Origin of the sequence: Streptomyces sp. HUAS 15-9, assembly GCF_025642155.1 — a bacterium.
In the GTDB taxonomy this organism is placed as follows: Bacteria; Actinomycetota; Actinomycetes; order Streptomycetales; family Streptomycetaceae; genus Streptomyces.
Genome location: NZ_CP106798.1, coordinates 3,776,399 through 3,798,165, shown reverse-complemented (window position 1 = coordinate 3,798,165; position 21,767 = coordinate 3,776,399). Strand labels below are relative to the sequence as shown.

Annotated in this window: 20 protein-coding genes and 1 pseudogene; 10 read left to right on the top strand and 11 right to left on the bottom strand. The window is 69.5% G+C overall.

Features of this window, described 5'->3' with window-relative positions:
* The first annotated feature begins 80 nt into the window (after positions 1 to 80).
* Positions 81 to 941 carry a hypothetical protein gene (locus N8I87_RS17370; RefSeq protein WP_263209842.1) on the top strand — a complete coding sequence of 287 codons (861 nt, stop codon included), beginning with the start codon at positions 81 to 83 and terminating at the stop codon, positions 939 to 941.
* Between the two features lie 256 nt (positions 942 to 1,197).
* A complete protein-coding gene (locus N8I87_RS17365) occupies positions 1,198 to 1,341 on the top strand; it encodes a DUF6233 domain-containing protein (protein WP_263209841.1) in 144 nt (47 codons plus the stop codon).
* A gap of 17 nt (positions 1,342 to 1,358) precedes the next feature.
* Here the strand turns inward: N8I87_RS17365 and N8I87_RS17360 are convergent, their stop codons facing one another.
* From N8I87_RS17360 to N8I87_RS17345, 4 genes are all read right to left on the bottom strand, one after another.
* Positions 1,359 to 2,831 (bottom strand): sugar transferase, encoded by a 1,473-nt coding sequence (locus N8I87_RS17360; protein WP_411577378.1) that lies wholly within the window; start codon positions 2,829 to 2,831, stop codon positions 1,359 to 1,361.
* Positions 2,832 to 3,037: 206 nt separating this feature from the next.
* On the bottom strand, positions 3,038 to 3,829 hold the full coding sequence (locus N8I87_RS17355) for a glutaminyl-peptide cyclotransferase (RefSeq protein WP_263209837.1): 792 nt from the start codon (positions 3,827 to 3,829) through the stop codon (positions 3,038 to 3,040).
* Positions 3,822 to 5,699 (bottom strand): DUF4012 domain-containing protein, encoded by a 1,878-nt coding sequence (locus N8I87_RS17350; protein ID WP_263209836.1) that lies wholly within the window; start codon positions 5,697 to 5,699, stop codon positions 3,822 to 3,824. The genes N8I87_RS17355 and N8I87_RS17350 overlap by 8 nt, the downstream gene beginning before the upstream one ends.
* A gap of 76 nt (positions 5,700 to 5,775) precedes the next feature.
* Positions 5,776 to 6,348 (bottom strand): hypothetical protein, encoded by a 573-nt coding sequence (locus tag N8I87_RS17345; protein WP_263209834.1) that lies wholly within the window; start codon positions 6,346 to 6,348, stop codon positions 5,776 to 5,778.
* 465 nt (positions 6,349 to 6,813) lie between these two features.
* Here N8I87_RS17345 and N8I87_RS17340 point away from each other — a divergent pair, with 465 nt between their 5' ends.
* The 3 genes from N8I87_RS17340 (at position 6,814) to N8I87_RS17330 (ending at position 9,123) form a co-directional block, all read left to right on the top strand.
* Positions 6,814 to 8,265, top strand: coding sequence for a tyrosine-protein kinase domain-containing protein (locus N8I87_RS17340; protein ID WP_263209832.1), 1,452 nt, complete (start codon positions 6,814 to 6,816; stop codon positions 8,263 to 8,265).
* Position 8,266: 1 nt separating this feature from the next.
* A complete protein-coding gene (locus N8I87_RS17335; protein WP_263209830.1) occupies positions 8,267 to 8,848 on the top strand; it encodes an arsenate reductase/protein-tyrosine-phosphatase family protein in 582 nt (193 codons plus the stop codon).
* Between the two features lie 65 nt (positions 8,849 to 8,913).
* Entirely contained in the window at positions 8,914 to 9,123 is a 210-nt protein-coding gene (locus tag N8I87_RS17330) for a hypothetical protein (RefSeq protein ID WP_263209829.1), read from the top strand.
* 358 nt (positions 9,124 to 9,481) lie between these two features.
* Here the strand turns inward: N8I87_RS17330 and N8I87_RS17325 are convergent, their stop codons facing one another.
* Complete coding sequence (locus N8I87_RS17325) at positions 9,482 to 10,672, bottom strand: flotillin family protein (protein ID WP_263209828.1); 1,191 nt, start codon at positions 10,670 to 10,672, stop codon at positions 9,482 to 9,484.
* A gap of 12 nt (positions 10,673 to 10,684) precedes the next feature.
* A complete protein-coding gene (locus N8I87_RS17320; protein ID WP_263209826.1) occupies positions 10,685 to 10,933 on the bottom strand; it encodes an NfeD C-terminal domain-containing protein in 249 nt (82 codons plus the stop codon).
* A gap of 331 nt (positions 10,934 to 11,264) precedes the next feature.
* Here N8I87_RS17320 and N8I87_RS17315 point away from each other — a divergent pair, with 331 nt between their 5' ends.
* Complete coding sequence (locus N8I87_RS17315) at positions 11,265 to 11,750, top strand: DUF3592 domain-containing protein (RefSeq protein ID WP_263209825.1); 486 nt, start codon at positions 11,265 to 11,267, stop codon at positions 11,748 to 11,750.
* A gap of 88 nt (positions 11,751 to 11,838) precedes the next feature.
* Positions 11,839 to 12,525 (top strand): hypothetical protein, encoded by a 687-nt coding sequence (locus N8I87_RS17310; protein ID WP_317633560.1) that lies wholly within the window; start codon positions 11,839 to 11,841, stop codon positions 12,523 to 12,525.
* 317 nt (positions 12,526 to 12,842) lie between these two features.
* On the opposite strand, the gene N8I87_RS17305 is transcribed toward N8I87_RS17310, so the two are convergent.
* A complete protein-coding gene (locus N8I87_RS17305) occupies positions 12,843 to 13,064 on the bottom strand; it encodes a CarD family transcriptional regulator (protein ID WP_263209822.1) in 222 nt (73 codons plus the stop codon).
* 733 nt (positions 13,065 to 13,797) lie between these two features.
* On the opposite strand from N8I87_RS17305, the gene N8I87_RS17300 reads away from it, so the two are divergent.
* Complete coding sequence (locus tag N8I87_RS17300; RefSeq protein WP_317633471.1) at positions 13,798 to 15,804, top strand: YncE family protein; 2,007 nt, start codon at positions 13,798 to 13,800, stop codon at positions 15,802 to 15,804.
* 526 nt (positions 15,805 to 16,330) lie between these two features.
* On the opposite strand, the gene N8I87_RS17295 is transcribed toward N8I87_RS17300, so the two are convergent.
* Positions 16,331 to 16,732 carry an amidohydrolase family protein gene (locus tag N8I87_RS17295; protein WP_263209818.1) on the bottom strand — a complete coding sequence of 134 codons (402 nt, stop codon included), beginning with the start codon at positions 16,730 to 16,732 and terminating at the stop codon, positions 16,331 to 16,333.
* 855 nt (positions 16,733 to 17,587) lie between these two features.
* Between N8I87_RS17295 and N8I87_RS17290 the strand changes: the two genes are divergently transcribed.
* On the top strand, positions 17,588 to 18,070 hold the full coding sequence (locus N8I87_RS17290) for a DUF5994 family protein (protein ID WP_263209816.1): 483 nt from the start codon (positions 17,588 to 17,590) through the stop codon (positions 18,068 to 18,070).
* 47 nt (positions 18,071 to 18,117) lie between these two features.
* Here the strand turns inward: N8I87_RS17290 and N8I87_RS17285 are convergent.
* The 3 genes and pseudogenes from N8I87_RS17285 to N8I87_RS17275 all read right to left on the bottom strand — a co-directional run.
* A pseudogene (locus tag N8I87_RS17285) lies at positions 18,118 to 19,122 on the bottom strand (GAF domain-containing SpoIIE family protein phosphatase); the annotation flags it as partial.
* 339 nt (positions 19,123 to 19,461) lie between these two features.
* Entirely contained in the window at positions 19,462 to 20,553 is a 1,092-nt protein-coding gene (locus N8I87_RS17280) for a fatty acid desaturase family protein (protein ID WP_263209814.1), read from the bottom strand.
* A 133-nt stretch (positions 20,554 to 20,686) separates the two neighbouring features.
* Positions 20,687 to 20,890 carry a cold-shock protein gene (locus tag N8I87_RS17275; RefSeq protein ID WP_263209812.1) on the bottom strand — a complete coding sequence of 68 codons (204 nt, stop codon included), beginning with the start codon at positions 20,888 to 20,890 and terminating at the stop codon, positions 20,687 to 20,689.
* 570 nt (positions 20,891 to 21,460) lie between these two features.
* On the opposite strand from N8I87_RS17275, the gene N8I87_RS17270 reads away from it, so the two are divergent.
* Positions 21,461 to 21,733: a hypothetical protein gene (locus N8I87_RS17270; protein WP_263209810.1), complete on the top strand. Its 273-nt coding sequence runs from the start codon at positions 21,461 to 21,463 to the stop codon at positions 21,731 to 21,733.
* The last annotated feature ends 34 nt before the right edge of the window (positions 21,734 to 21,767 follow it).

The following is a 21,767-nucleotide window of genomic DNA, read 5'->3' as shown; positions in this document are numbered from 1 at the left end:
TGGATGGGAATGGCAGTTTGTCCGTCGAATGCGTGACCTTTACGGGTGGGGCTCGTTGGGTTTGGGTGAGGGACTGTGCGATGCCGGGCGGGGGTGACGGGGTGGGTGGGCTGCGGGAGGTGGCGGCGCCGTTCGTGGTGCCCGGCCCTGCCGGGGTGGCGATCCGGGCCCGGCTGCGGGTCTCGGAGACCGACGCGGCGGTGCTGAACCGGGTAGGGGTGTTCCTCGGCTCGCTGGCCGCAAGTGATCTGGCGGTGCGGTCCCGGCAGGGACTGGAGCACGATACGGCCGTGTGGGCGGTACGCAAGCGGGAGCTGACGGGTGACTCCTCGGCCAGGTGGGCGGGCAGCATCACCAAGGCCACGCACGATCAGTGGGCGCTGGCCCGGCGCGGGCAGGCGGCCGAACTGGCCTGGCTGCGGGGGCAGATCACGCGGATCGAGGCCCGGCTGTCCCGGCCGTTGGGCGCGAAGGCGGACAGGCGGGCGGGGCTGGCGCGTGGGTACGGTTCGCGGACGGAGTGGCATGCCAAGTCCCGCCGCCTGCACGCGCTGCGGGACCGGCTGGCGGGGGTGGAGGCGGACCGGGCGGAGGGCCGGGTGCACGTGGTGCGCGGCGGGAAGCAGCTCACGCATCTGCGCCACCACCTCGACGCGGCCGGGCTGAGCCAGGACGCCTGGCGCAAGCGGTGGCGGGCGGCGCGGATGTTCCTGCCGCGGACGAGCACGGCTGGTGGCGATGGCCGCCGAGCAGGCGGTGGCGATCGTCGCGGTCGACCCGGCCTACACCTCCCGGTGGGGTGCCCAGCACTGGCAGCAGCCCCTCACCAGCAGCAACCGCAAGGTTTCCCGGCACGATGCAGCTTGCATCGCGATCGGGCGACGCGCCCTCGGGTACCCGATCCGGCGACGGACGGCACCGCCCCCGCACGACCGGAGTGATCGTGCGGGGCATCGGACCGCCCAGGCCCGACCGGAAACCCGCAGGCGTGAGGAACCCCGCCCCCGCAGCCCCGGACCACGCACCAGATGCGTGCCGCCCGGCAGCGGAGCGAACGCGGGCGACCAGCGTGCCCAACACCGTTCGGAGCACGCGGCTGAGCAACAGCAGTCCTGGAAACAGGACTCACTCCCACTCAGTCCCTAGGAACGGTTCGTCGTCCAGCAGAAGCGCACACCGGGCGGACCCGAGCCTGCCGTGATCCACACGGACGACTGCACGATGATCGAGGGCACCCCACACCCGATCGGGGACCACGAGGCCCGCGTCGCGCTCATGGACCCGAACATCGAGCCGTGCGCGTTCTGCCGCCCGGACACCGAGCTTGGAGTCCTGGACTAGCAGGAGGCCGCCGTCGTTCAGTAGGCCCCGGTGCCGGCCACGACGACGCGCACCGTGCGAGCGAGCACCGCGAGGTCTCCGGCCGGGGACCAGTTGTCCACGTACCGGAGGTCCAGGGCGACCGTCTCGTCCCAGGACAGGTCGGAGCGGCCGCTGACCTGCCACAGGCCGGTGAGCCCCGGCTTGACGGCCAGCCTGCGCAGCTCCACCTCGTCGTACCCGGCGACCTCGTCGGGCAACGGCGGCCGTGGACCGACCAGGGACATGCGGCCCTGCACCACGTTGAACAGCTGCGGCAGTTCGTCCAGGGAGCAGCGGCGCAGTACCCGGCCGGTGCGGGTGATCCGCGGGTCGCGGCGGATCTTGAACATCCGGCCGTCCTGCTCGTTGCCCCCGGCCAGCTGGTGCCGCAGCCGCTCCGCGTCGGCGACCATGGTGCGGAACTTGGCCATGGTGAACGGCTTACCGTTCCGCCCGATGCGCGTCTGCCGGTGCACGACCGGGCCGGGGGAGTCCAGTCGTACGGCGAGGGCCACCGCCGCGAACACCGGGGCGAGCAGCACGATCAGCAGTGCCGCGCCGAGCCGGTCCGTCACCGCCTTGAACAGCATCGCCGGCCCGCGCCGCAGCGGCGGGGCAACGTTCAGCATGGTCAGCCCGGCCACTGAGTGGACGTCCACCCGGCGCCCGGCGACCTCGGTCAGGCCGGGTACGACCACGAGCGGGCGCTCCTCGCCGTGCAGGGCCCACGACAGCCGCCGCAGGCGCATGCCGGACAGATGCGATCCCGGTACGACGACGACCACGTCCACATCGAGCCGCCGGGCCGCCTCCAGCACCGGGGCGGTGTCGGCCGACGCGTGCTGCGGCGCCTGGTTGCCGAGGCGGGTGGCGACCGGGGCCAGTGCGTGCGGGTCCTCGTCGCCGACCGGGCACACCCCGACGACGACGAGTTCGTGGTCGGTCCGCCGCGCGAGGTGGCTCACCAGACCGTCGACGGCGTGCGCCTCCCCGATCACCAGGGCCCGGCGGACGGCCAGGCCGGCGCGGCGCCGGGCGAGAAGATGACGGTGGATCAGCCGGTGTACGACGGCGCTCGTCGGCGCGCAGGGCACCAGGGCGGTGAGCGCGACGAGGAACGGGGACTCCTCGCCCGTCGCGGCCCGCACCACCGCGAGCAGGCCGACCAGGACCAACCAGTCCTGCAGCGCGAGCTCGGTGCTGCTGCCCTCGCCGAGACTGCGTTCGGCGTAGCGGTTCCGTACGACGCGCACGAGCAGCCAGGCCGCGGCCGCCACCGTCGCGTATGCCAGGGCACTGGCCCCGTCGACCAGCGCGAAGGCCAGGTATACCGGCAGGCCCGCACCGGCCGCGTCGCCGACGACGGCGGTGGGCGCGTACCAGGCGGCCTTGCCGGGGCGCCGCCGGGGCGGCGGCAGGTCCCGGATGACCTGTGTCTGCGCGGGTCTTGCCCCGGGCACGTGGGGCATCGTGTCCTCGAACAGCCACATTCCGCCTCCAAGTACATCAAAAAGGACTGTTCGAGTGTGTATGGATATGCAATGCGTGGCGGGGTGCGACGCTGGGGGGCGGGCAACTCTCACCCGATGAGCAGAGTTCCATGCCAATTGCATATGCCAGATGCCCGCGCACAAGTGCGCGACGCCCTGTTCGTCAGGCCGGAACCGATGCCCCGTCAGGCAGGAACCAACGCCACCTTGAACATTTTGGGCCAGAACTTCCCGGTGATCAGGAACTGATCCGTGCCGGGGATCGCCGCGATGCCGTTGAGCGTGGACCCCGGGACGAGTTCGTCGTCGTGCAGCAGTCCGGAGGCGTCGATGCGTGCCGTCACCGCTCCCGTGGCGGGATCGATGCGCACGATGCGGTCGGTGAAGAGCACATTGGCGTACACCGCTCCGCCCACGCACTCCAGCTCGTTCAGCTCCGTCACCGGCCGGCCGTCCTCGGTCACGGTGACCTCGCCCGTCCTCGCGAGCGTGCCGGGGTCGCGGAACGTCAGCCGTGCCGAGCCGTCGCTGGTCACCAGCCGGTTCCGGTCCCGCTGGAGGCACACGCCCCAGCCGTCGTCCGGGTACGGGACGCGGCGCAGCTCCGCGAGCGTCTTCGCGTCGCGCTCGATGGCGATGCGGTCGCGCCAGGTCAGCTGCCACAGGGTCCGGCCGAGCACGGTGATGCCCTCACCGAACAAGGGCGCGGGGAGCGCCACGCGGACCGTGGGCTCCTTGCCCGGCGGCCCCGCCCGCACCGAGGACCCGCCGGACAGGCCGGTGCCTTCGTAGAGCGTGCCGTCGGCCAGCTCGAGTCCCTGGGTGAACGCCTGCGGGTCGTGCGGAAGGGTCTTGAGCACCTTGACCCGCAGCTGCTCGACCCGCAGGTGCTCGACCCGGTGCGCCGGCGGGCGTGCCGCGAGCAGCAGTGCGGCCGCGAGTACGGCCCCCGCCGTGCGGCGCACACGCTCAGACACGGCAGGCGCCGCCCGGCTTGATCGTGGTCCGCTGCGGCAGTACGAGAGACTGCCGCAACAGCGTCGGCAGGCCGTCCGCGTGCGGCTCCCGCAGATGCAGCACCAGGGTGTGGCTGGAGCCCGCGGGCAGCTCCAGGTCCTTCGTGAACACGGAGTGGCCGCGTTCGAGGGCCGGCGCGAGCAGTGCCTGGTGGCCGTCCAGGGTGGCGTCGGTGAGAGTGGCGTCGACCCCGGCGTAGTACGACACCCTCAGGCGGTTGTCCCCCGGCCGGGTGCGGTAGGGAGGGTGGTCCGCCCTGATGGTGACGTAGTCGGGCAGGCCGGAGGCCGGTGCCCGGTTGGTCAGGGTCATGCGTACGGTGACCGCCCGCCCGCCGTCGGAGCAGGCGCCCGCTTCCCAGGTCAGGCCGCGGTCGAGGTAGTAGTCCAGCTTGCCGCCGGCCGCGTTGTTCACCACCATTCCCGCGAAGGGGCCGGGGGCGCTGGGGAGCGCGCCCGAGTAGGGGCGGGACTCCAGGAGGCGCTGCTCCTGCGGGTGGGCGCTCCAGACCTTCAGCCGTCCGTCCCGCTGGGCGTCGTTCAAGGCGACGAGCAGTGCGGGCATCCGGTGCGTGTCGTCGAGCGCCCCCATCAGCCGGGTGGCGGCGGCACGGGCGGCGTCGACGAAGAACGCCTTGCGCCGGGCGACGTCGTCGTACTTCGCGTAGCTGGTCCGCTCGGTCAGGTCCACGACGTTGCCGGGGGTGAGCTCGGTGCCGTCGGCCATCCGGGCCGGGCCGGTGACCTGCAGGAGGCGGCTCAGCGTGACCGGATCGACGGCGATGGCCCCGTCCACGCGCTCGCCGGTGTGCTTGCGCCAGGCCGCCGCCCAGATGCGGGCCGCGTAGGGGAAGTGCGGGCTCATGTTGGAGTTGGGCCATGTATGGGCCGGGTCGCTGCCCGCGTAGCGGGTGTCGAACTCCGCTCCGAGGTCGATGTCCGGCTTTACCTTTTCCATCTCCGTGTTGTTGCCGAACCGCTCGAAGGACAGCCGGCCCTCGTCGGCCCGCAGTACGGCGAAGGCGCCCGGCAGGCCCCCGGTGCCGCGTGACTCGGCGAGGTTCTGGAACGCGAGGAAGTAGCGCCGCTGTCCTTGCGTGCCGAGCATGGGCGGCAGGACGCGAGCGGCCACGGAGGCGTCGGTCATCACCGGGGTGAGGTGGTCCAGTTGCTGCTGCAGTCCGGCACGGGCGCGGTCGGCCGCCGGCAGCCAGGTGGACCGGGGCAGACCGTGCACATCGGTCCGCACCTCGGCCACGACGTCCGCGGCCCGGGTGATGTCCCGCCCGTGCTGTCGCAGCTCCGCGAGGGCCTCGGACATGCCGCCGCCGTTTCCGTCCCGGGTGGAGGGCGGCAGGATGCCGGTCAGCGAGGGAAGCACATCGCCGGCCAGCCGGTCCACGGCGTAGGCGGCGCCGCGCACGGTTCTCACGGGTCCCCCGAAGAAGGGCAGTTCGGCAACGGAGTACCAGGCAGGTCCGGTGGTGAGACGGTGCGCCCGGGCTGCGTGGTCGGCGGCCGAGCGCACGGCCTGTTCCGCTGCCCGTGCGGGCACGGTGCCGGAGGCGGAGCCGGCCGCCATCGAGTGCCGCAGCGCTTCGAGGTCCTGCTGGGCCGCGAGCAGCTCCCGGCGGGCGAACAGCCCGGTGACACCGATCCAGACGGCACCGGCCAGCGGGAGCAGCGCGGCGGCCAGCAATACGGTCCTGACCAGGCGGCGGCGCCCTGGTGAGGTTTCGCCGGAGGAGTCTGCGGAAGGGGCTGCGCAGGAGTCTGCGGAGGAGTCCGCGGAGTCCGCGGAGTCCGCGGAGGAGTTTTCCGCCCCGGGCATGCGGATGGCGTCCCGGCCGGGGCCGGGACGCCGTTCCACTTCACTACGGATGTCTCGCTCCGTCATGAACTGCCCGTCATGAGTTGCGGCGACGGCGTACGGCCAGCGTCGTGCCACCGCCCGCCAGGAGCAGCGCCGCGGCGGTGCCGCCCAGGGTCAGGGCCTTTGCGTTGCCCGTCTCGGCGAGGCTCTGGTCGTTGTGCTGCTGAGCCTGCTGCTCGTAGCTCACCGGGTCGGTGACCAGCTCGCGGTCGTGGGATCCGTTGTTCCCGTCGTCATGGCCGTCGTGCCCACCGGGGTGCTGGGTGGGGCTGTGGGTCGGCTTCGGGGGCTTGGTCGGCTTCGGAGGCTTGGTCGGCCTCGGGGGCTTCGTGTGTGTCGGAGTGGGCGTCGGAGTGGGCGTCGGCGTCGGGGTACCGCCGACCCCGCCCACGACGAAGATGGTGACGCCGATGCTCTGGTCGGGGTTGTCCGCGGTGAGCCGGAGGACGTGCCAGCCGTGGGGGGCGGACGTCGGGATGGTCACCGTCCCGGCCACCGATCCGTCGGCCCCGGCCTGGAAATGACCGAGGACGATCGGCGTCGATTCCAGCAGCACCGTGATGCCCTGGAGGGGTTCGAAGACTCCCGCGGGCGTGTCGAAGCTCAACAGGTCTCCGGCATTCACCGTCGTGGTGCTGACATTCAGGGGCGGAGGTGACCCCGGGTATGGCTGCGCGTAGGCGGCCTGCGCGCCAACCAGGGGTGCCGCGATGAGCATGGCAGCCGATGCCGCCGATGCCAGGACAACCCGCCATCTGGGCGATGTCGTCATCTTTTTCACTCTCCTCGTCTCGACTTCAGTCCGGACTGGGCTGCAGCGTGGTCGTGATCAAGATTTCGGGTACCAAGGATCTTGATACATGGAATAAATGGGACATACCGACAGCTGTTGGTGTGGCGGCACGCAGAAGCCATCGGATGGTGGAGTGCTTGCCCACCGTTGGCCTACGTCGCCGCGTCGGCTCCCCCCGTTTGAGTGCTCGAGTCCCTATGTTTCGGTGTGCCCATAGGGAACAAGGCATTTCATTTCGGATAGATCCCTCGGTCCGCGAGGGGTTATGAGGGGTGCAGCTTGGATCTCCACGGATTCCTTAAAGCTATTGCCAGACGCTGGCCGACCTTCCTGCTCTGTCTGGTTCTCGCGATCGGCGCGGCACTCGCCGTGACGGGCCTGAGTACCCCCGCCTACGAGGCGCGCACCCAGCTCTTCGTCGCCACCCCCAGCAGTGAGGACACCGCCCAGCTGAACCAGGGGCAGAACTTCTCGCAGGCGCGCGTGCAGTCGTACGCCTCGATCGTGACGACACGTCAGGTGACCGTTCCCGTGGTGAAGAAGCTGAGGCTGCGCACCACACCGGAGGAACTGGCGTCCCGGATCACCGCCGTCGCCCCGCTCAACACCGTGCTCATCGACATCACCGTCCGGGACACCGTGCCCAAGCGGGCGGCACGCATCGCCAACGCCGTCGCGGAGCGGTTCAGCGTGGTCGTCGAGGAGTTGGAGACGCCCAAGCGCGTCGTCCAGCCGGCGAAGGGAGCTGCGCATGCCTCGCCCGTCTCACCCGTCTCCCTGGGCGTCACCCAGGAGGCCGTCACCCCCACCCATCCGGTCTCGCCCCGCCCGCTGCTGAACCTGGCCGTGGGCGTGCTCGGCGGGCTGGTGCTCGGTGCCGGACTCGTCGCCCTGCGCGAGACCCTCGACACCACGCTCAAGACGAGCGAGGCGCTGGGCGAGTTCATCGCGCTGCCGGGTCTCGGCACCATCCCGTACGACAGGAACGCCCCCAAGCAGCCGCTCGTCAGCACCGACGGGCGCTCCAACCGCGCCGAGGCCTTCCGCAAGCTGCGTACCAACCTGCAGTTCTCCCAGGTCGACGACCCGCCGCGGATCATCGTGGTGACGAGTTCGCTGCCCGGCGAGGGCAAGACCAACACCGCGGTGAACCTCGCGCTCTCGCTCGCCGAGGCGGGCGTCTCCACCTGCCTGGTCGATGCCGACCTGCGCCGCCCGTGCGTGGCCAGGACCTTCGGCCTCGTCCGGGACGCCGGTCTGACCACGGTGCTGATCGGGCAGGCCCGCGCCGAGGACGTGATGCAGCAGGTGGGCGGCCGGCTCTCGGTGCTCGCCAGCGGCGCCGTACCGCCGAACCCCACGGAACTGCTCGCCTCGACGCGCATGAGGGAGGTGCTGCGCGAGCTGGCGGACACCTACGACGCCGTGATCGTCGACACCGCGCCGCTGCTGCCCGTCGCCGACACCGCCGGCCTCGCCTCGCTCGCCGAGGGCGCGCTGCTCGTCGTACGCGCCGCGAAGACCAGCCGGGACCAGGTCCGTTCCGCCGCGGAATCGCTGGACCGCCTGGGCGTCCGCGTCCTCGGCACCGTCTTCAACATGGCTCCGGTCCCCAGGGGCGACCGCTACGGCGCCTACGGGCCGTACGGCGAGCTGCCCGCACCCCGTGTGTCGGCTCCCCAGGAGGAGACCGCGGTACCCGCGGCGACGCGACTCGCGGGCGAAGGATGACATGACCGGGGTCCTGTTCGTCTGCACGGGCAACGTCCACCGCTCGGTGCTCGCCGAGCGGCTGCTGGCCGCGAAGCTTCCGCGCGGCTCGGCCCTGCGGCCGCAGAGCGCCGGCACGGAGGCATGGCCCCGGCCCGGCATGGAGGGCTCCACCAGGGCGGTGCTGGAGAAGCTGGGCGGCGACGGCTCCGGCTTCGAGGCCCGCCCGCTCACCGCGCGGCTCGTCGCGGAAGCGGGGCTGGTCCTCGGACTCGCGGGCGAACACCGGGAGGCGGCCGTACGGCTCGCTCCGGCGGCGATGCGGCGCTGCTTCACGTTGAAGGAGTTCGTGCGGCTTGCGGCTGCCGTGGACGTCGTAGACGTCGTAGACGTCGTGGACGATGCTGATGCCGATGTGGATGTCGATGCCGTGGTGGCGGCCGCGGCGGGCCGCCGGGGTACCGCCGCCCCGGTCCCGCCGGCCGAGGACGACATCGCGGACCCGTGGGGAAGACCCCACCCCGTGCTGCACGAGTGCGCCCGCGAGATCGACGGTGCGGTGAGCACCCTCGCGCGGCTGCTGGGCGGCGGGGCGAGGGCCTGACACAATGCCGCGACGCGACGCTGGTCGTGAGGTGGGGGAAGGAAGCGGCGTTGATCTTTCGTGGGGTGCTCGCACTGCTTGCGGGCGGCGCGTTCACCGCGGTGGCCTGCGGCTACCGCGGTGTCGACGTGTGGGTCTGGGACTGGGCGGACGTGGTGGCCACGCGGCGCACCCGGTACGGAACGCCCTGGCGGAGCCTGACCACCATGCGGATCTGCTTCGGGATCGCGGGCGCCCTCTTGCTGGTGGCCGGCCCGTACTTCCTGACGCGCTGACCGTGGCCGGGGCCCGGATCGTGACATCCGCGGCAGCCTGGCCCACCCGCGCGGGGGCCAGAGGCCAAGACGCTCCGGTCGCCGTCTGGGCCGGCCGCGTGAGCGACAGGTGGAGGTTGTCTCAACCGGCCCAGGCGGCCGGTGCGTTGCCGAGATGATGAGGATGCCGTGACAGCTTTCTCCGGCGGTGTTCTATTTGCCGAAAAGGAAATAAAGCGGCATTTTTCGGAGCGCTCACTGTCGACCACCACCGCTGATGTCGGAAGCTGATGCCGAAAGGCTCCGGACCAAGACCGGTCCGGAGCCTTTCGGCTGGTGTATCGGCAGGATTCGAACCTGCGACACACCCTGGTCGCCCCTAGTCGACGTCCACCGGACCGTCGTTCGACTTCCTTCCCTTGCTGGTGGGCAGTTGGAGCAGGCCGCTGCTGTCGCTCTCCTCCTCCTCGGACCGTCGTCCGTCGGAGTCCTGGCCGTTCAGGTTGTGCCGGACCGAGTCGAGGATCGTCAGCCCCTGGGACACCAGGCCGGCGGCGATCTCGCCGAGGCCGTCCGCGCCGTTCAGGACGTTGACGTTGGCGCCCGCGAGTCCGCCGGCGGCCTCCTTGACGATCTGCGGGAGCTGGTCGATCAGCATCCGGTCGAGCGCGACACGGTCGTACGAGGCGGCCGCCTCCGCCTGGATCTTCATCCGCTGTGCCTCGGCGGCCGCGAGGATCCTGACCCGCTCGGCCTCGGCCTCCGCGGGCTTCACGACCTCGGCGACCAGTTGCTGCTGGCGCAGCTTGGCCTGGCGCTGGGCCAGCTCCGTCTGGGCGGCCAGCACCTCCTGCTGGGCGTGTGCCTGCGCCAGCGGTCCGGCCTGCCCGGCCTGCGCCTGGGCGCGGTCCACCTCCGCCGAGTACTCGGCCTTGACGATGGCGGTCTGCCGGGCGTACTCGGCCTGCTTGCGGGCCGCCGCCTGTTCCGCCTCGACCGCGGCCTGGGTGGCCTGCGCCTGGGCGATCTGCGCCTGCCGCTGGATGGCCGCCTTGTGCGGCGCGGACATCGCATCGATGTAGCCGGTGTCACCGTCGTCGATCGACTGGATCTGAAGCGAGTCGACGATCAGGCCGATCTTCGCCATCTCCGTCTTCGACGTGTCCAGCACCTCCGCGGCGAGTTTCTGCCGCTCGGTGACGATCTCCTCGACCGTCATCGAACCGATGATGGCCCGCAGGTGACCGGCGAAGATCCGGCCGGTGAGCACCGACATCTGCTCCTGGTCGGAGAGGAAACGCTGGCCTGCGTTGATGATGCTCTCGTGGTCGTTGCCGACCTTGAAGGCGATGACCGCGCGGACGTGCAACGCGATGCCCTGTCTGGTCACACAGGTCTCGGTGACCTCGGACTCACACATGGACAGAGTGAGGAACCGGACCTTCCGGAAGACCGGCAGCACGAACTTCCCGTGCCCCGTGACCACTCGGAACGGCGCGCCCCCCAGTCCCCGCCTGCCCCCCGAGATCAACATCGCCTCGTCGGGAGCGGGTACGCGGTATCCGAACATTCCTGTTACTCCTCAGCCGGCCTCGGCGCTGTCGCCGAGCGCGTCCAATGGATCCACCCACTCGATGACGCCGACTTCGCGGCATCCACGTGATTCGATCACGAGTACCGTCGCGCCCACGGGCAGGGGTTCCTCGGACCAGGCGAGGAACGTCTCGGAGCCGCCTCTGACCCGCACCAGGACTTCGCCGGGGCCTGTGGAACCGCGCGTTCCGATGAGTACCTTCCCCGTGCAGCCGATCACGGCCTCGTCCTGCGGCATCACCGGCCGTCCTCCTCGTTCTGGCCCTGTGATTCCGACGATAGACCCACTCCGGCCGGGACCCAACGGGCGGGAGGCCTCAGGCCGAGCCACCGGGACCGACGGGCCCGGTGGTGCCTCCCGGCCCCTGGACGGCCGGGAAGAGGGAAACGCCGCTGGTCGGTCCGTCGCCAAGCGCTCCGCAGCCCTGTCCGGCTTGGGCGCACGGTGCGCGAAACGAGGTAAACGTGCAGGTCAGACCCGATGCCGCCGGCATGAAGGGATTGATCAGCCGTAGGTGACGGGGCCGCGTCTCCTGGGATTCGATTCTGCGGTGACGTGGGTGCCAGACGTGATCACTGAATTGATGGGATTCACCTTCGACGGCCCACCCGACGACGCGTGGCTTACCGAGGTGCGCTATAGAAGCCCCATGGTGTGGGTGCTGGTGACAGCAGGAGTGCTCATGGCGTCGCTCGTCACCATGGCGCGCGAGCTGCGACAGAACGTGACGCTCCGACAGATTCGCCCTACGGCACTGGAGTTGTCGGGCGAGGTGATCGACAACAGTGCTACCTCGAGCGGGAAGCCGGGCGCGTACTTCCTCACGCCGGTCGTGCGCTACTACATCGACGGAAAACGCTACGAGGCCGAGATCGTCAACGCGACCTTCGGCCGCCCCGCCGACGTCGGCTCCTCGATGACCGTCCTCGTCTCCCCGGAGAGCCCCTACAGCCCGATGGACCCCTACGGCGGCCTGGGCGCCACGCTCCGCGGCGCCATCAGCACAGGCGTGCTGAGCACACTGCTCCTCGTCTGGCAGCTCGTCCTGATGTAAATCCGCCTGGATCAGCGGGCGTTGCGGCCCATGCGACATGGGATCGCGTCGACGTGCCGATCCGGCGATGATCTGTCGCGTGACAGAGATGACAGGCTCGGGCGTCGACGATGACCACGGGTGGACCGAGCGTTTGGCGTGGGCCTACGGCTTGACGGCGCCGGATCCTGCCGAACGTGCCGCTGCCCTTGATCGACTGGCCAGTGCCCGTTGCGAGGCAGAGGCCGCGCTTCTCCGGCTCAACAAGGCTTGGCTCCCGACCCCTCGGTTGCGATTCAAGGCGCGGGACCGGGCAGCTGCTCGGAGGGCTTACGACGAGGCCGCGAGCCGCTGTCTGCCCGAAGCCCTGTGGAGCAGGCATACCTGCGAGGAGATCAACACGTGGGCGGGGCTGCCCTTCGCCCTGCTGTTCCTGGAGTGGGAGGCCCGGTACCCACAGGAGTGGACACAGCACGCGAAGGCATGGGGTACGAAGCAATCTCTGATAAGGGAGCTGGCCACGGCCGACCATGACGACCAGGTGAGAACGAAGCTCGTCGACCTGGTCGATTTCGCGGTCCAGCGGCCCTATCGGTGCAAGGACCGTGAGTACGTACGTGTGGCCCGGGCGGTGGACGGAGACGAGCTGCGCGACAGGCTCCACAGGGCTCATGACTCGGGGAACTCGTGGGCGCAGCTCCACGCGGGCTACGTTCTCTGGCTCTTGGACCATACCGAGGTGCCGAACACCCCACATGTGTGGAGAACGTGGCTTGCCGGCACTCGTACCTGCTGAATCAGGGCGTACCGCGGTCCGGGAGACGGCCCACGGCCAGTTGCCGGAGCCACCGTCGTACGTGGTGCTAAGCGGCCTTGGGCCGTGCCGCACGTATGCCCGAGGCGGGCTCCTGCGCGTCCTCGAGCGGCAAGGTCTCGTCCTCCCCGAAGTCCGGGGCCTGGAACGGGTTGGTCGTCGGAGGCGGTGACGCTGCAGTGGAGCAGCGGGGTTGCGCTTCCAACGCGGAGAACAGCGACGTCAGATCGATGAGAGGACTCTCTTTCGTTGCAGGTCCCTGAGGGGACCTGGGTGTGCCGTGACCGGGCACAGCGGTCCTACAGCTTGGTCATCTTGGCGTACGGGCTCAAGATCCGCATTTGCGCCGAGCCGAAATCCACGAGCGCCGCGATTCCGTCCTCGATACCGACTACCCGGCCGAGGCCGTACATGTCGTGAGTGACCTGGTCCCCCACGGCGAAGTGCTTGGGAACCGGTGTGACAGGGGCCTTGAAGGGGCTGGTAGGCAAGTGACGCTTCGGTGCAGCGGGCTTTGTCATGACTCAGTATGAGCCTACGCGTATCCCATTCGCTGTGGCCATCGGCACAGATCCGGCCGGGGACAACCGCTTCATGCCACTGACCTGGGGTTTCTCGTCGTAATGAGCCGAAACTGGACCGTAGGTCCCCTTCACCGACCGTGGCTGACCCCTGCATCCGGCATGGTTGTGGCACGTCTCGACCGACGACAGTCGGCCACGATGGCCCTGCTTGGATCAGTCCATGACTTCTGTCGACGGATCGGACGAGACACGAGAGAAGGCAGAGCTCGCGGTCTGGTTCGGCGGGGCGTCCCTCGCATGCCGGCTCTGTTGCCCGTTCTGGATACTGGTCTCCTTCGTCACGCTGCCCCTGGCCCTCGTCGGCGTCGTGCGGGCCTGCGTCGAGTACCAGAGAAGGTGCCGGCTCCTGGGCGGCATCCAGTGGCAACTGCGGAGACTTGCGCAGTTGTGCCGTACAACTTTGAAGGATACTGTCCGTGCTCGTGGTGTAGGCGATCAAGGCGCCGGAATCCCCAGGTCAGGGGCAGTGACCCCTCCGGGCCCGGGTTTCAACTCGCCTCAACAGGGCTCCTCGCGGGCTATCGCCTCCGCGGAGATCGTCCAGGGCCTCGTACCGGAACGCGTGACGCTTGATCCCCTACACCACGACGCGGGACACAACCCCCTGAAGGGGCTCCAGGGGTCTTGTGGGCAGTCTTGTCTTCCTAGTGGGGGTTGCATCACTGTGCGTGTGCGCAGCATTTCGGCCGTGACGGCGCTCGCGGTCGCTCTCAGTTCTGTCGCCCTGATCGGGTCGGCCGCGGGCGCTGCTGTCGCCGACAGCAGCGCCGCGCTGCCCATCACGTCCAGCGGCGACATCATCGTGGACGGCGTTCACCAGCGGGTCTTCATCAGTGACCCGTCGGGAGGCAAGGTCGTTGCCACCAACTACAACGGCACCGTCATCGGGACGATCACCTCGCTGCCACAGGCTGATGGCCTGGAGCTTTCCGCCGACTCGGCAACGGTCTACGTCGCCGTGCCGGGAACCGATGAGATCGTGGCCATCGACACGGCGACGGTCACCGAGACTGGACGGTACGCGACGGGTGACGGCACAGATCCGCAGCACCTGGCGCTCGCGGGCGGCAAACTTTGGTTCGGCTATGGCAGCGTCGGTCACGGCAACATCGGCTCTCTCGACCTGTCCGGCGGGCAGACGCAGGTTTCGCTCGCCCAGGAGGCCGACGGAACGTGGAACGACGCTCCCCTGCTGGACTCGGCACCCGGTGCTCCCAACACCCTGGCGGCCGGCTCGCGCCAGTACTACTTCACCCTCGGCATCTATGACGTGTCGTCCGGCACGGCCAGCCGGACCGCGTTCCTCGGCGGGCAGGACGCGGCCATCGGCAACACCGCGGAGGACCTGGCGCTCACCCCGGACGGCACAGAGCTCGTGGTGGCCACGCCAAAAGTCGCCTTCCAGCAGGTCTTTCGGACCTCAGACCTGTCGGAGACCATCAGGTATCCCAGCAGCTACTGGGAACAACGGTCGGTGGATGTCGCGCCGGACGGCCTCGTCGCGGTGGGCACCGACATCTACGCCTCCTTCAACCTCCCCCATGTGTCCGTCTACAAGCCGGGTAGCACGGCCCCGAGGCGGACCGCCAACTTCACCGACTACCAGGGCGGAGTCGCCCAAGAGACCCTGCTCGACCACGGCGACCTCGCCTTCGCGCCCGACAGCAGCCGGCTCTTCGCGGTCACACGCGGCCTCTCCAACAAGTACCGCCTGCGCGTCGTCACCGACCCCGGCAAGGCCGTCACCACCGTCACGGTGAACGCCCCGGCGACGGCCGACCGTGCCAAGTCGCTGACCGTCTCCGGCAAGGTCACGAACTCGCTCGGGCTGCCCGCGGGGACCACCGTCGCGGTCACCCGGACGGACCTGGAGTCCCCGAACGGCAAGGCGCTCCCGACCGCGACGGTGAAGGCGGACGGGACCTTCTCCCTCACCGACATCCCGCCCGCGGGCGGCAAGGTCACGTACAAGGTCTCCTATGCCGGCGACGCCGATCGTGCGCCCGCCTCCGGCTCCGGCACGGTCGAGGTCTCCCGGAACTCCACGGCCCTGACGGTGAACAAGAACGGCAACGTCTACGCCTACGCCAGTAACGTGACGTTCACCGCCCACCTCGGCGCGACGTACAAGAACCGGACGCTCTCGCTCTACGCGGACACCGCGGGCGACGGCAAGGGCAAGTACCTGGTCAGGACCGGCACGGTCAACAGCGAGGGCAACCTGTCGGTCACCTTGACCCTGAAGCGCGACACCACGGTGAGCGCGTACTTCTCCGGCGACGCGCGGACCGCCCCGAAGACGGCCAAGAGCTGGGTGGGCGCGAAGGTCAGGGTGTCGCTGAGCCTGAGCCGCTACTACAAGACGGCCACGGTCAACGGGCACACCAAGTACTACTTCCGGAAGACGACCAATCCGCTCCTCACGACCACGATGACGGCCTATGCCGGCCGCTCGCAGAGGCTGCAGTTCCAGATCTACTACGACGGCGCCTGGCGGTCGGCGGGGTCCCAGTACTTCGAGCTCGACTCCACGGGCAAGTCGGTGGTGGAACTGGGCGGCACGCACCAGACCGGCTACTCGATGCGCGTGCGGTCGTCCTACATCAACAACTCCTCGGGCGACACCGTGAACTCGACCACGCACGGCTCCTGGAAGTACTTCACCTTCACCAACTGAGGCCGCCCGCCCCCCACGGCCCGGCGCATCCGATGACTCGCCGGGCCTTGGGATACATCCCCCTCAGAGGATGCGATACAGCCGAGTGCCACGCTCACGACGGCGCGCGCCGGCCACTTCTCGGAGCGGGCCGCGCTGATGTATCAGCACTCGGATCTTGAGCGGAAGAGGAAAGTGGCGGTCGGGCTGGATCGGATGTCCGAGAGCAGCGCAACGCGACGGCTGACCAGCCGGGCGAGGGGGCATCGGGCGCGAGACACTTGGGCAGGTCTGGACAGCAAAGAAGCCCCGGGCTGCTGGCCTGGGGCTTTGCGCTGGAGCGGGTGATGGGAATCGAACTCGCGCTCTGAGCTTGGGAAGCTTGGGTTCTCTATGGGCGCTTGCTGGGCTGACCTGTGGCGGAGCGGTTTACGGCAGCTGACTGGTCGACGACTTGGTCCCCACCATTCCCCGTGGTCCCCCGCACGACCTGGCACGGTTCTGGGGCTGTACTTCGCTGCTGTACGGCACCCAACCGCCGGCGGGGTCAGGTGAGCCTGAGAAGCTGGGCTGCTGTTCCTCCCCATACCCGGTCGCGTACCTCACCGGAGCGAGTGAGGCGCTCGACAGCGGTGCGGGCGAGTACCGGGTCGCCGTACGGGGCGTCCGAGCCGAACAGGGTGCGGTCCGGTATCTCCCGGATGGCCAGACGAACAGCGAAGATCACGTTGGCCGTGGACAGCTCCAGGAACATGCTGGGCGTGTCTCGGACCAACTGGATGGCGTCCATCCAGTTCAGGCCGCCCAGTTGGCTGATCACCAGCGGTACGGACGGATAGGCAGTCGCCAGTCGGGCCAGGGCTCGCAGCGGCCGACCTGGCCACGGCCCGCGACCTACTGCGCGAAACGATCGCCGTGACAGAAAGTGCAGCCACCGCGGAACAGCCACGCCTGCGGCTGTAAACAGGGAGCCCCTCCTCCTGATCCTTCCCTGTCCTTACTCGGCCTTCCGTTCCCATGACGTTCCCATGAGGGCCCCACGAGGCCCTAGGAACGGGGGCCGGGGAGTCGCCCGAGGTCGGCTGCGGGGGTCGAAGCGGTGAGCACCGCAGACCCTTTGGGGACGCCGAAGGCCCCGTTCCCATCAGGGGTCGGGGCCCTTGGCCGTCTGCGCGGGCCTCTCATGGCCGCTGAGCACGGGCTAGTCGCTCGGGCCCATCTGCGGGACCAGTCCGTACAGGACGCTCGGGCGGATCTCTAGCGCGCCGACGTAGCCGCAGGCGTGCGGTTAGGGCACCCACTTCCAGGGCTGGGCATACGCGGCGCACAGGGCTGGCGGGAGCGGTCGGGGTCGTCGGCCGCGCAGCGGCGCTCGACGCGGCCACGGAGGCCGCAGCTGGTCCACAGGCCGAAGGCGTTGGGGTAGGGGCCACAGCGTTCGGCTTCGAGGGCGGCGATTTCGCGTGGGAGGACGAGGTGCACTTCAGGTGGCCATTCTGAGCACGATGTTCGTGCAGCTCATTGCGACTGGGCACCGCAGTTTGCCACTGAGTGCTCGACGCCGCCCCGAGCGCCTCGCCCGCCGACCGAAGCCACTCGAGATATCCGGCCAGGTCTGGATCGACGACCCGACCAAACGCAGGGAACCCGAACCACAAGGTTCATAGCAACGCGAACGTCTCATTTGACTTGATGCCATGAAGGGGCGGGGCCCTGGAAACATCGACGCCCGTGGCACGAGGAGTAGCGTGGGAAGGCGAGGCGAGTCCCGTGATCGCACCGATTCCCGAAGACGGTGATCCTCATGACCGGCTCCGATACGTCCCCGGCTTCCCGGCATCTGCCGAGTGGCGCTCACGAGGCCGTACGGCCCGGGTGTGCGCTGCTCCGGCTGGAGACCACGGAGTCGCGCGAAGGCGTTCTCGATGGTGCGTGGTGGCCGCGGTCGCGCGACATCGGTGCCGAGCTGCCCGCGCTGCTGAGCGCCCTCACCGGCCACCTCGGCCCCGTCACGCGCGTCGGGCTGGACACCGCGGCCTGGGAAGGGCTCCCGACGCGGATCGTCGTCGAGGACCGGGTGGTGCACATCGACTCCTTCCCGGTGGGCGACGACACCGTCCTGATCACCCGCGGCGATCAGGACGTCTTCTCGCTGCTGGTGGTTCCGCCAGACGCGGCACCGGAGGCCGCCCGCGCCGCGATGGCTCAGGCCGTCCGGGCCGACAACGTCACCCAGGCGGAACGGATTCTCATCGACACCGGGAGCGCGCACGTGCCGCCGGACTGACGAGCGAGCCGTGGCCGGCGGAGCCGTACCGCACGAAGGCGGTGAGGTCAGCCGCGCCACTCCACCAGGAGCAGCGTCGCGTCATCCGTGGTGTGCCCGCCCCGCGCCCGCTTGAACGTGTGGGACAGGGAGCGCGCCACCGCCCGGATCCCGCGGCCGGTTCTGTCCAACTGGTTCACCCAGTCGATCAGCTGGTCCTCCCCGAACTCCTCCTCCCCGGTCGCGTGTTCCTCGATCAGTCCGTCGGTGAAGCAGAGGAGGCGGTCCCCCTGCTCCAGCTTCATCTCGCTCAGCTGAGGCTCCGGACCGCCGAAGCCGACAGGGAGGGTCGTCGGACCGTTGAGCCGGAGCGCGACGTGATGATCACGGACGAGCATCGGTGACGGGTGCCCGGCGTTGACCTACTGAAGATGTCCCGTCGTGGTGTCCAGCTGCAGCATCCGCGCGGTGACGAAGTGCTCGGGGCCGAACTGGTCCGCCATAGCGCGGTCCATGAAGGCGTAGATCTCCGGCAGCCCGGTGCCGGCGCGGCGGGCGTGGCGGTAGGCACCGATGGCCACGGTGGCCATCGTGGCCGCGTCCAGACCGTGGCCCATCGCGTCGATCATGGCCACGTGGAGGACGTCTCCGTTGACGGCGTAGTCGAAGCTGTCACCCGCCATGTCATAGGCGGGTTCCAGGATCCCGGCCACGGCGACCCGAGGCATGATCATCGCCAGCGGCGGCAGCAGGGACCACTGGATCTCCGCGGCGACGCTCATCGGTTCACCGCGTCGGACACCGAAGAACAGGTCGGAGTAGCCGTGCTTGGTCACCAGTAGGTCGGCGACCAGGCCGGCGATCCTGCGCAGCATGCGACGGTCGTGGTCATCGATGCTGTCCAACGTCACTGCCATGACCCCGACCTGGTCGCCGCCGTCCAGCAGCGGGAGGTGGACCTGCACGCCGTCGTCCTCGGGCTGCTCGACGGGGTGAGCGTCGAGAAAGCAGCGGCCCGCCTCGGAGCCGTCGATCACCTGTGGTTCGCCGTCCGTGAGGCCGTCGCCGGGCAGGTGTGAAGGCGGATCCCGTCCTTGAGGGCCGGCCGATCCGACCGACGAGCGGGCTCCTCGGGCGCCCGCGTCCCGGTACTCGTGAGGTCGCCGAGCACGGCGGCCGGCACGGGACCCCCGGGGGCCGCAAGAAGCAGCGGAGCAGATCCGGTGACTGCGAGGAGCTGGGTGATCTGCGCGCACGGGTGGTGCAGCAGCAGGTGCCGGCACGTCGCGCGCATTCTGGAGAAAGACAGGTTCCGGGACAGGGCGCAGGCCGTGATCTCTGAATACGACAGCGGGCTGGTGGTGTCGCGCGGCACCCGGTGGAGGAGATGAGGGGCACGAACGGCGAAGTGATCAGTACTCCAGCTCGGGGCGCAGCGGGCCGCCGACCGTGTGGAGGTACCGCAGTACCTGGGCGTAGGAGTTGAAGAGCCCGGTCTCGTGGTAGGCGATGCCGTGCCGGGCGCAGTACGTGCGCACGAGTTTCTGGGCATGTCGCAGGCTGGGTCGCGGCATGGAGGGGAAGAGGTGGTGTTCGATCTGGTAGTTGAGCCCGCCGAGCACGAAGTCGGTGAACCGGTGGCCGCGGATGTTGCGTGAGGTCAGTACCTGCCGACGCAGGAAATCGATCTTGTCGTCCTTGGCGAACAGGGCCATGCCCTTGTGGTTGGGCGCGAACGAGCATCCCATGTACAGCCCGAACAGCCCTTGGTGCACGAGAAGGAAGCACACGGCCTGGACGGGGGACAGGACCAGGAACAGAGCGGCGAGGTAGCCGCCCAGATGCGCTGCCAGCAGGCCCGCGTCGGCCAGCTTGGTCGTCCGCGAGGTTGTGGTGCCGGTGCGGTCGAGCAGCGCCCGTACGCCGGCGACGTGCAGGGCGAGCCCTTCCAGAAGCAGCATCGGGAAGAACAGCCAGGCCTGGTGACGGGCCAGCCAGGCGTACGCCCCGCTGCGGACGCGCGCATGGTCCCGGGTGAAGGCGATCGCGCCGTCGGCGATGTCGGGATCGCGGTCGACGTGGTTGGGGTGGGAGTGGTGCCGGTTGTGCTTGGCGATCCACCAGCCGTAGCTGAGGCCGATCAGCAGGTCGGCGTGCAGGCGGCCGAGCAGGTCGTTGACGCGCTTGGAGGCGGCGATCTGGTGGTGTCCAGCATCGTGCCCGATGAACCCGGTCTGGGTGAACATCACCGCCAGGAAGGCGGCGGTCAGCAGCTGCCACCACGACTGCCCGATCAGCGCGAACGCGGTCCATCCGCCGGCCAGCAGAAGCAGGTTCGCGCCGACCTTGACGCAGTAGTAGCCCGGACGCCGCGTCAGCAGCCCGCTCTGCCTCACCTCGCGGGACAGCGCGGCGTAGTCGCTGCCCCGGCTGCCGGGTGGGGGCGTGGTCATCTCGGCGGGGCCCGCCGGATCGGGGCTCCGGTCGCTGACGTCAGTGGTCACAGTGTTCCCTTCGGGAGGTACGGCGCTGCCCACGGCGCGAGGGACGGGGCGCAGGATGCCGCACGCGTCGGGAATCCTGCGGAAGCCGCCCGAGGCAGGCCCGCGGTGCGGGCCTGCCTCGGGAAGGGTGCCCTCAAAGCACGTGGACCTGGTCGGCCTGCATGCCCTTGGGGCCCTGGCTGGCGGTGAACTCCACCCGCTGGTTCTCCTTCAGGGAGCGGAAGCCGTCGGTATCGATCGCCGAGTGGTGGACGAAGATGTCGGCACCGGCCTCATCAGGGGCGATGAAACCGAAACCCTTCTCCGCGTTGAACCACTTCACTGTTCCTTGAGCCATGTGCTGTCTCCTTCGAGATGGCGGCTGGGTCGGAATGCGCGCGATCACGCCATCCCCGGGCTGTTGGTCGCCGGCCGTCGAAGAAAACCCCCGAAACGGCGAAACGCCCGCTGTCAGAACTCCGCGGGCGTTTCCACGTTCGCAAACTTCAACTACAACCGCTGCCCATAACGTCCGCAGCGCCGGGAAGGTTCCCGCACAAGCGGGAAGAGCTCGATGACGCCCCGGCGGGACGGCTCCGGGGTCCGGCATCCGGCACGTACGGACTCCGGAAGGGAGTACGGTTGCGGCACCGAGGGCACCTGGCACGCCGTCATCAGTTTCGGCGTCGCCCTCGGACAACGGCACAGGCCGGCGTACGTCGGATCCGGCCGGAAATGAGCCGCGACATGCCTCTTGGCCCGCACCGTCACGCCGCCTTCCATATCCGGTCCCGCGCAGCGCGGTAGCGGATTTCCCGGCTTCCGGGCTGCCCCGGGGCACTAGGACATCTCGCGCACGACCCTGGGCCGCTCAGCACGGCTGGACCGATCAGCACGACTTTGAACCGATCAAGAGGATGCGGGACGCATGTATTCACAGGACTCGATCTCCGGCCGCCGCCGGGACCGTCCCGAACCGACCGCGGAGATGCTCTCCGGACTGGCCTGCCTCATCTGCGGCACCGACTACCGCAACGCACACGACCCGGAGGCGGTGGTGGTTTCCCACCGCGACGACAGGCAGCTCCTCGCCTGCCACGGGACGTGTGCACGCATGGCGAGCGGGTCGATCGACGGTCTGGACGAAACGCCCCTCCCGCTGGCCGAGCGCGTCCGCAGGCACCGGGCCGACGGCTCCTGACCCAGATATCGGGCAGCCACACCAAGCACGCCGA

What these genes read in the sequence shown, in the direction of transcription:
- N8I87_RS17270 (WP_263209810.1), top strand. Translation starts at nt 21,461, where the DNA reads ATGTATTCACAGGACTCGATCTCCGGCCGCCGCCGGGACCGTCCCGAA.
- N8I87_RS17305 (WP_263209822.1), bottom strand. Translation starts at nt 13,064, where the DNA reads ATGACAAAGCCCGCTGCACCGAAGCGTCACTTGCCTACCAGCCCCTTC.
- N8I87_RS17370 (WP_263209842.1), top strand. Translation starts at nt 81, where the DNA reads ATGCCGGGCGGGGGTGACGGGGTGGGTGGGCTGCGGGAGGTGGCGGCG.
- N8I87_RS17350 (WP_263209836.1), bottom strand. Translation starts at nt 5,699, where the DNA reads ATGCCCGGGGCGGAAAACTCCTCCGCGGACTCCGCGGACTCCGCGGAC.
- N8I87_RS17325 (WP_263209828.1), bottom strand. Translation starts at nt 10,672, where the DNA reads ATGTTCGGATACCGCGTACCCGCTCCCGACGAGGCGATGTTGATCTCG.
- N8I87_RS17290 (WP_263209816.1), top strand. Translation starts at nt 17,588, where the DNA reads ATGACCGGCTCCGATACGTCCCCGGCTTCCCGGCATCTGCCGAGTGGC.
- N8I87_RS17275 (WP_263209812.1), bottom strand. Translation starts at nt 20,890, where the DNA reads ATGGCTCAAGGAACAGTGAAGTGGTTCAACGCGGAGAAGGGTTTCGGT.
- N8I87_RS17320 (WP_263209826.1), bottom strand. Translation starts at nt 10,933, where the DNA reads ATGCCGCAGGACGAGGCCGTGATCGGCTGCACGGGGAAGGTACTCATC.
- N8I87_RS17360 (WP_411577378.1), bottom strand. Translation starts at nt 2,831, where the DNA reads ATGCCCCACGTGCCCGGGGCAAGACCCGCGCAGACACAGGTCATCCGG.
- N8I87_RS17310 (WP_317633560.1), top strand. Translation starts at nt 11,839, where the DNA reads ATGACAGGCTCGGGCGTCGACGATGACCACGGGTGGACCGAGCGTTTG.
- N8I87_RS17335 (WP_263209830.1), top strand. Translation starts at nt 8,267, where the DNA reads ATGACCGGGGTCCTGTTCGTCTGCACGGGCAACGTCCACCGCTCGGTG.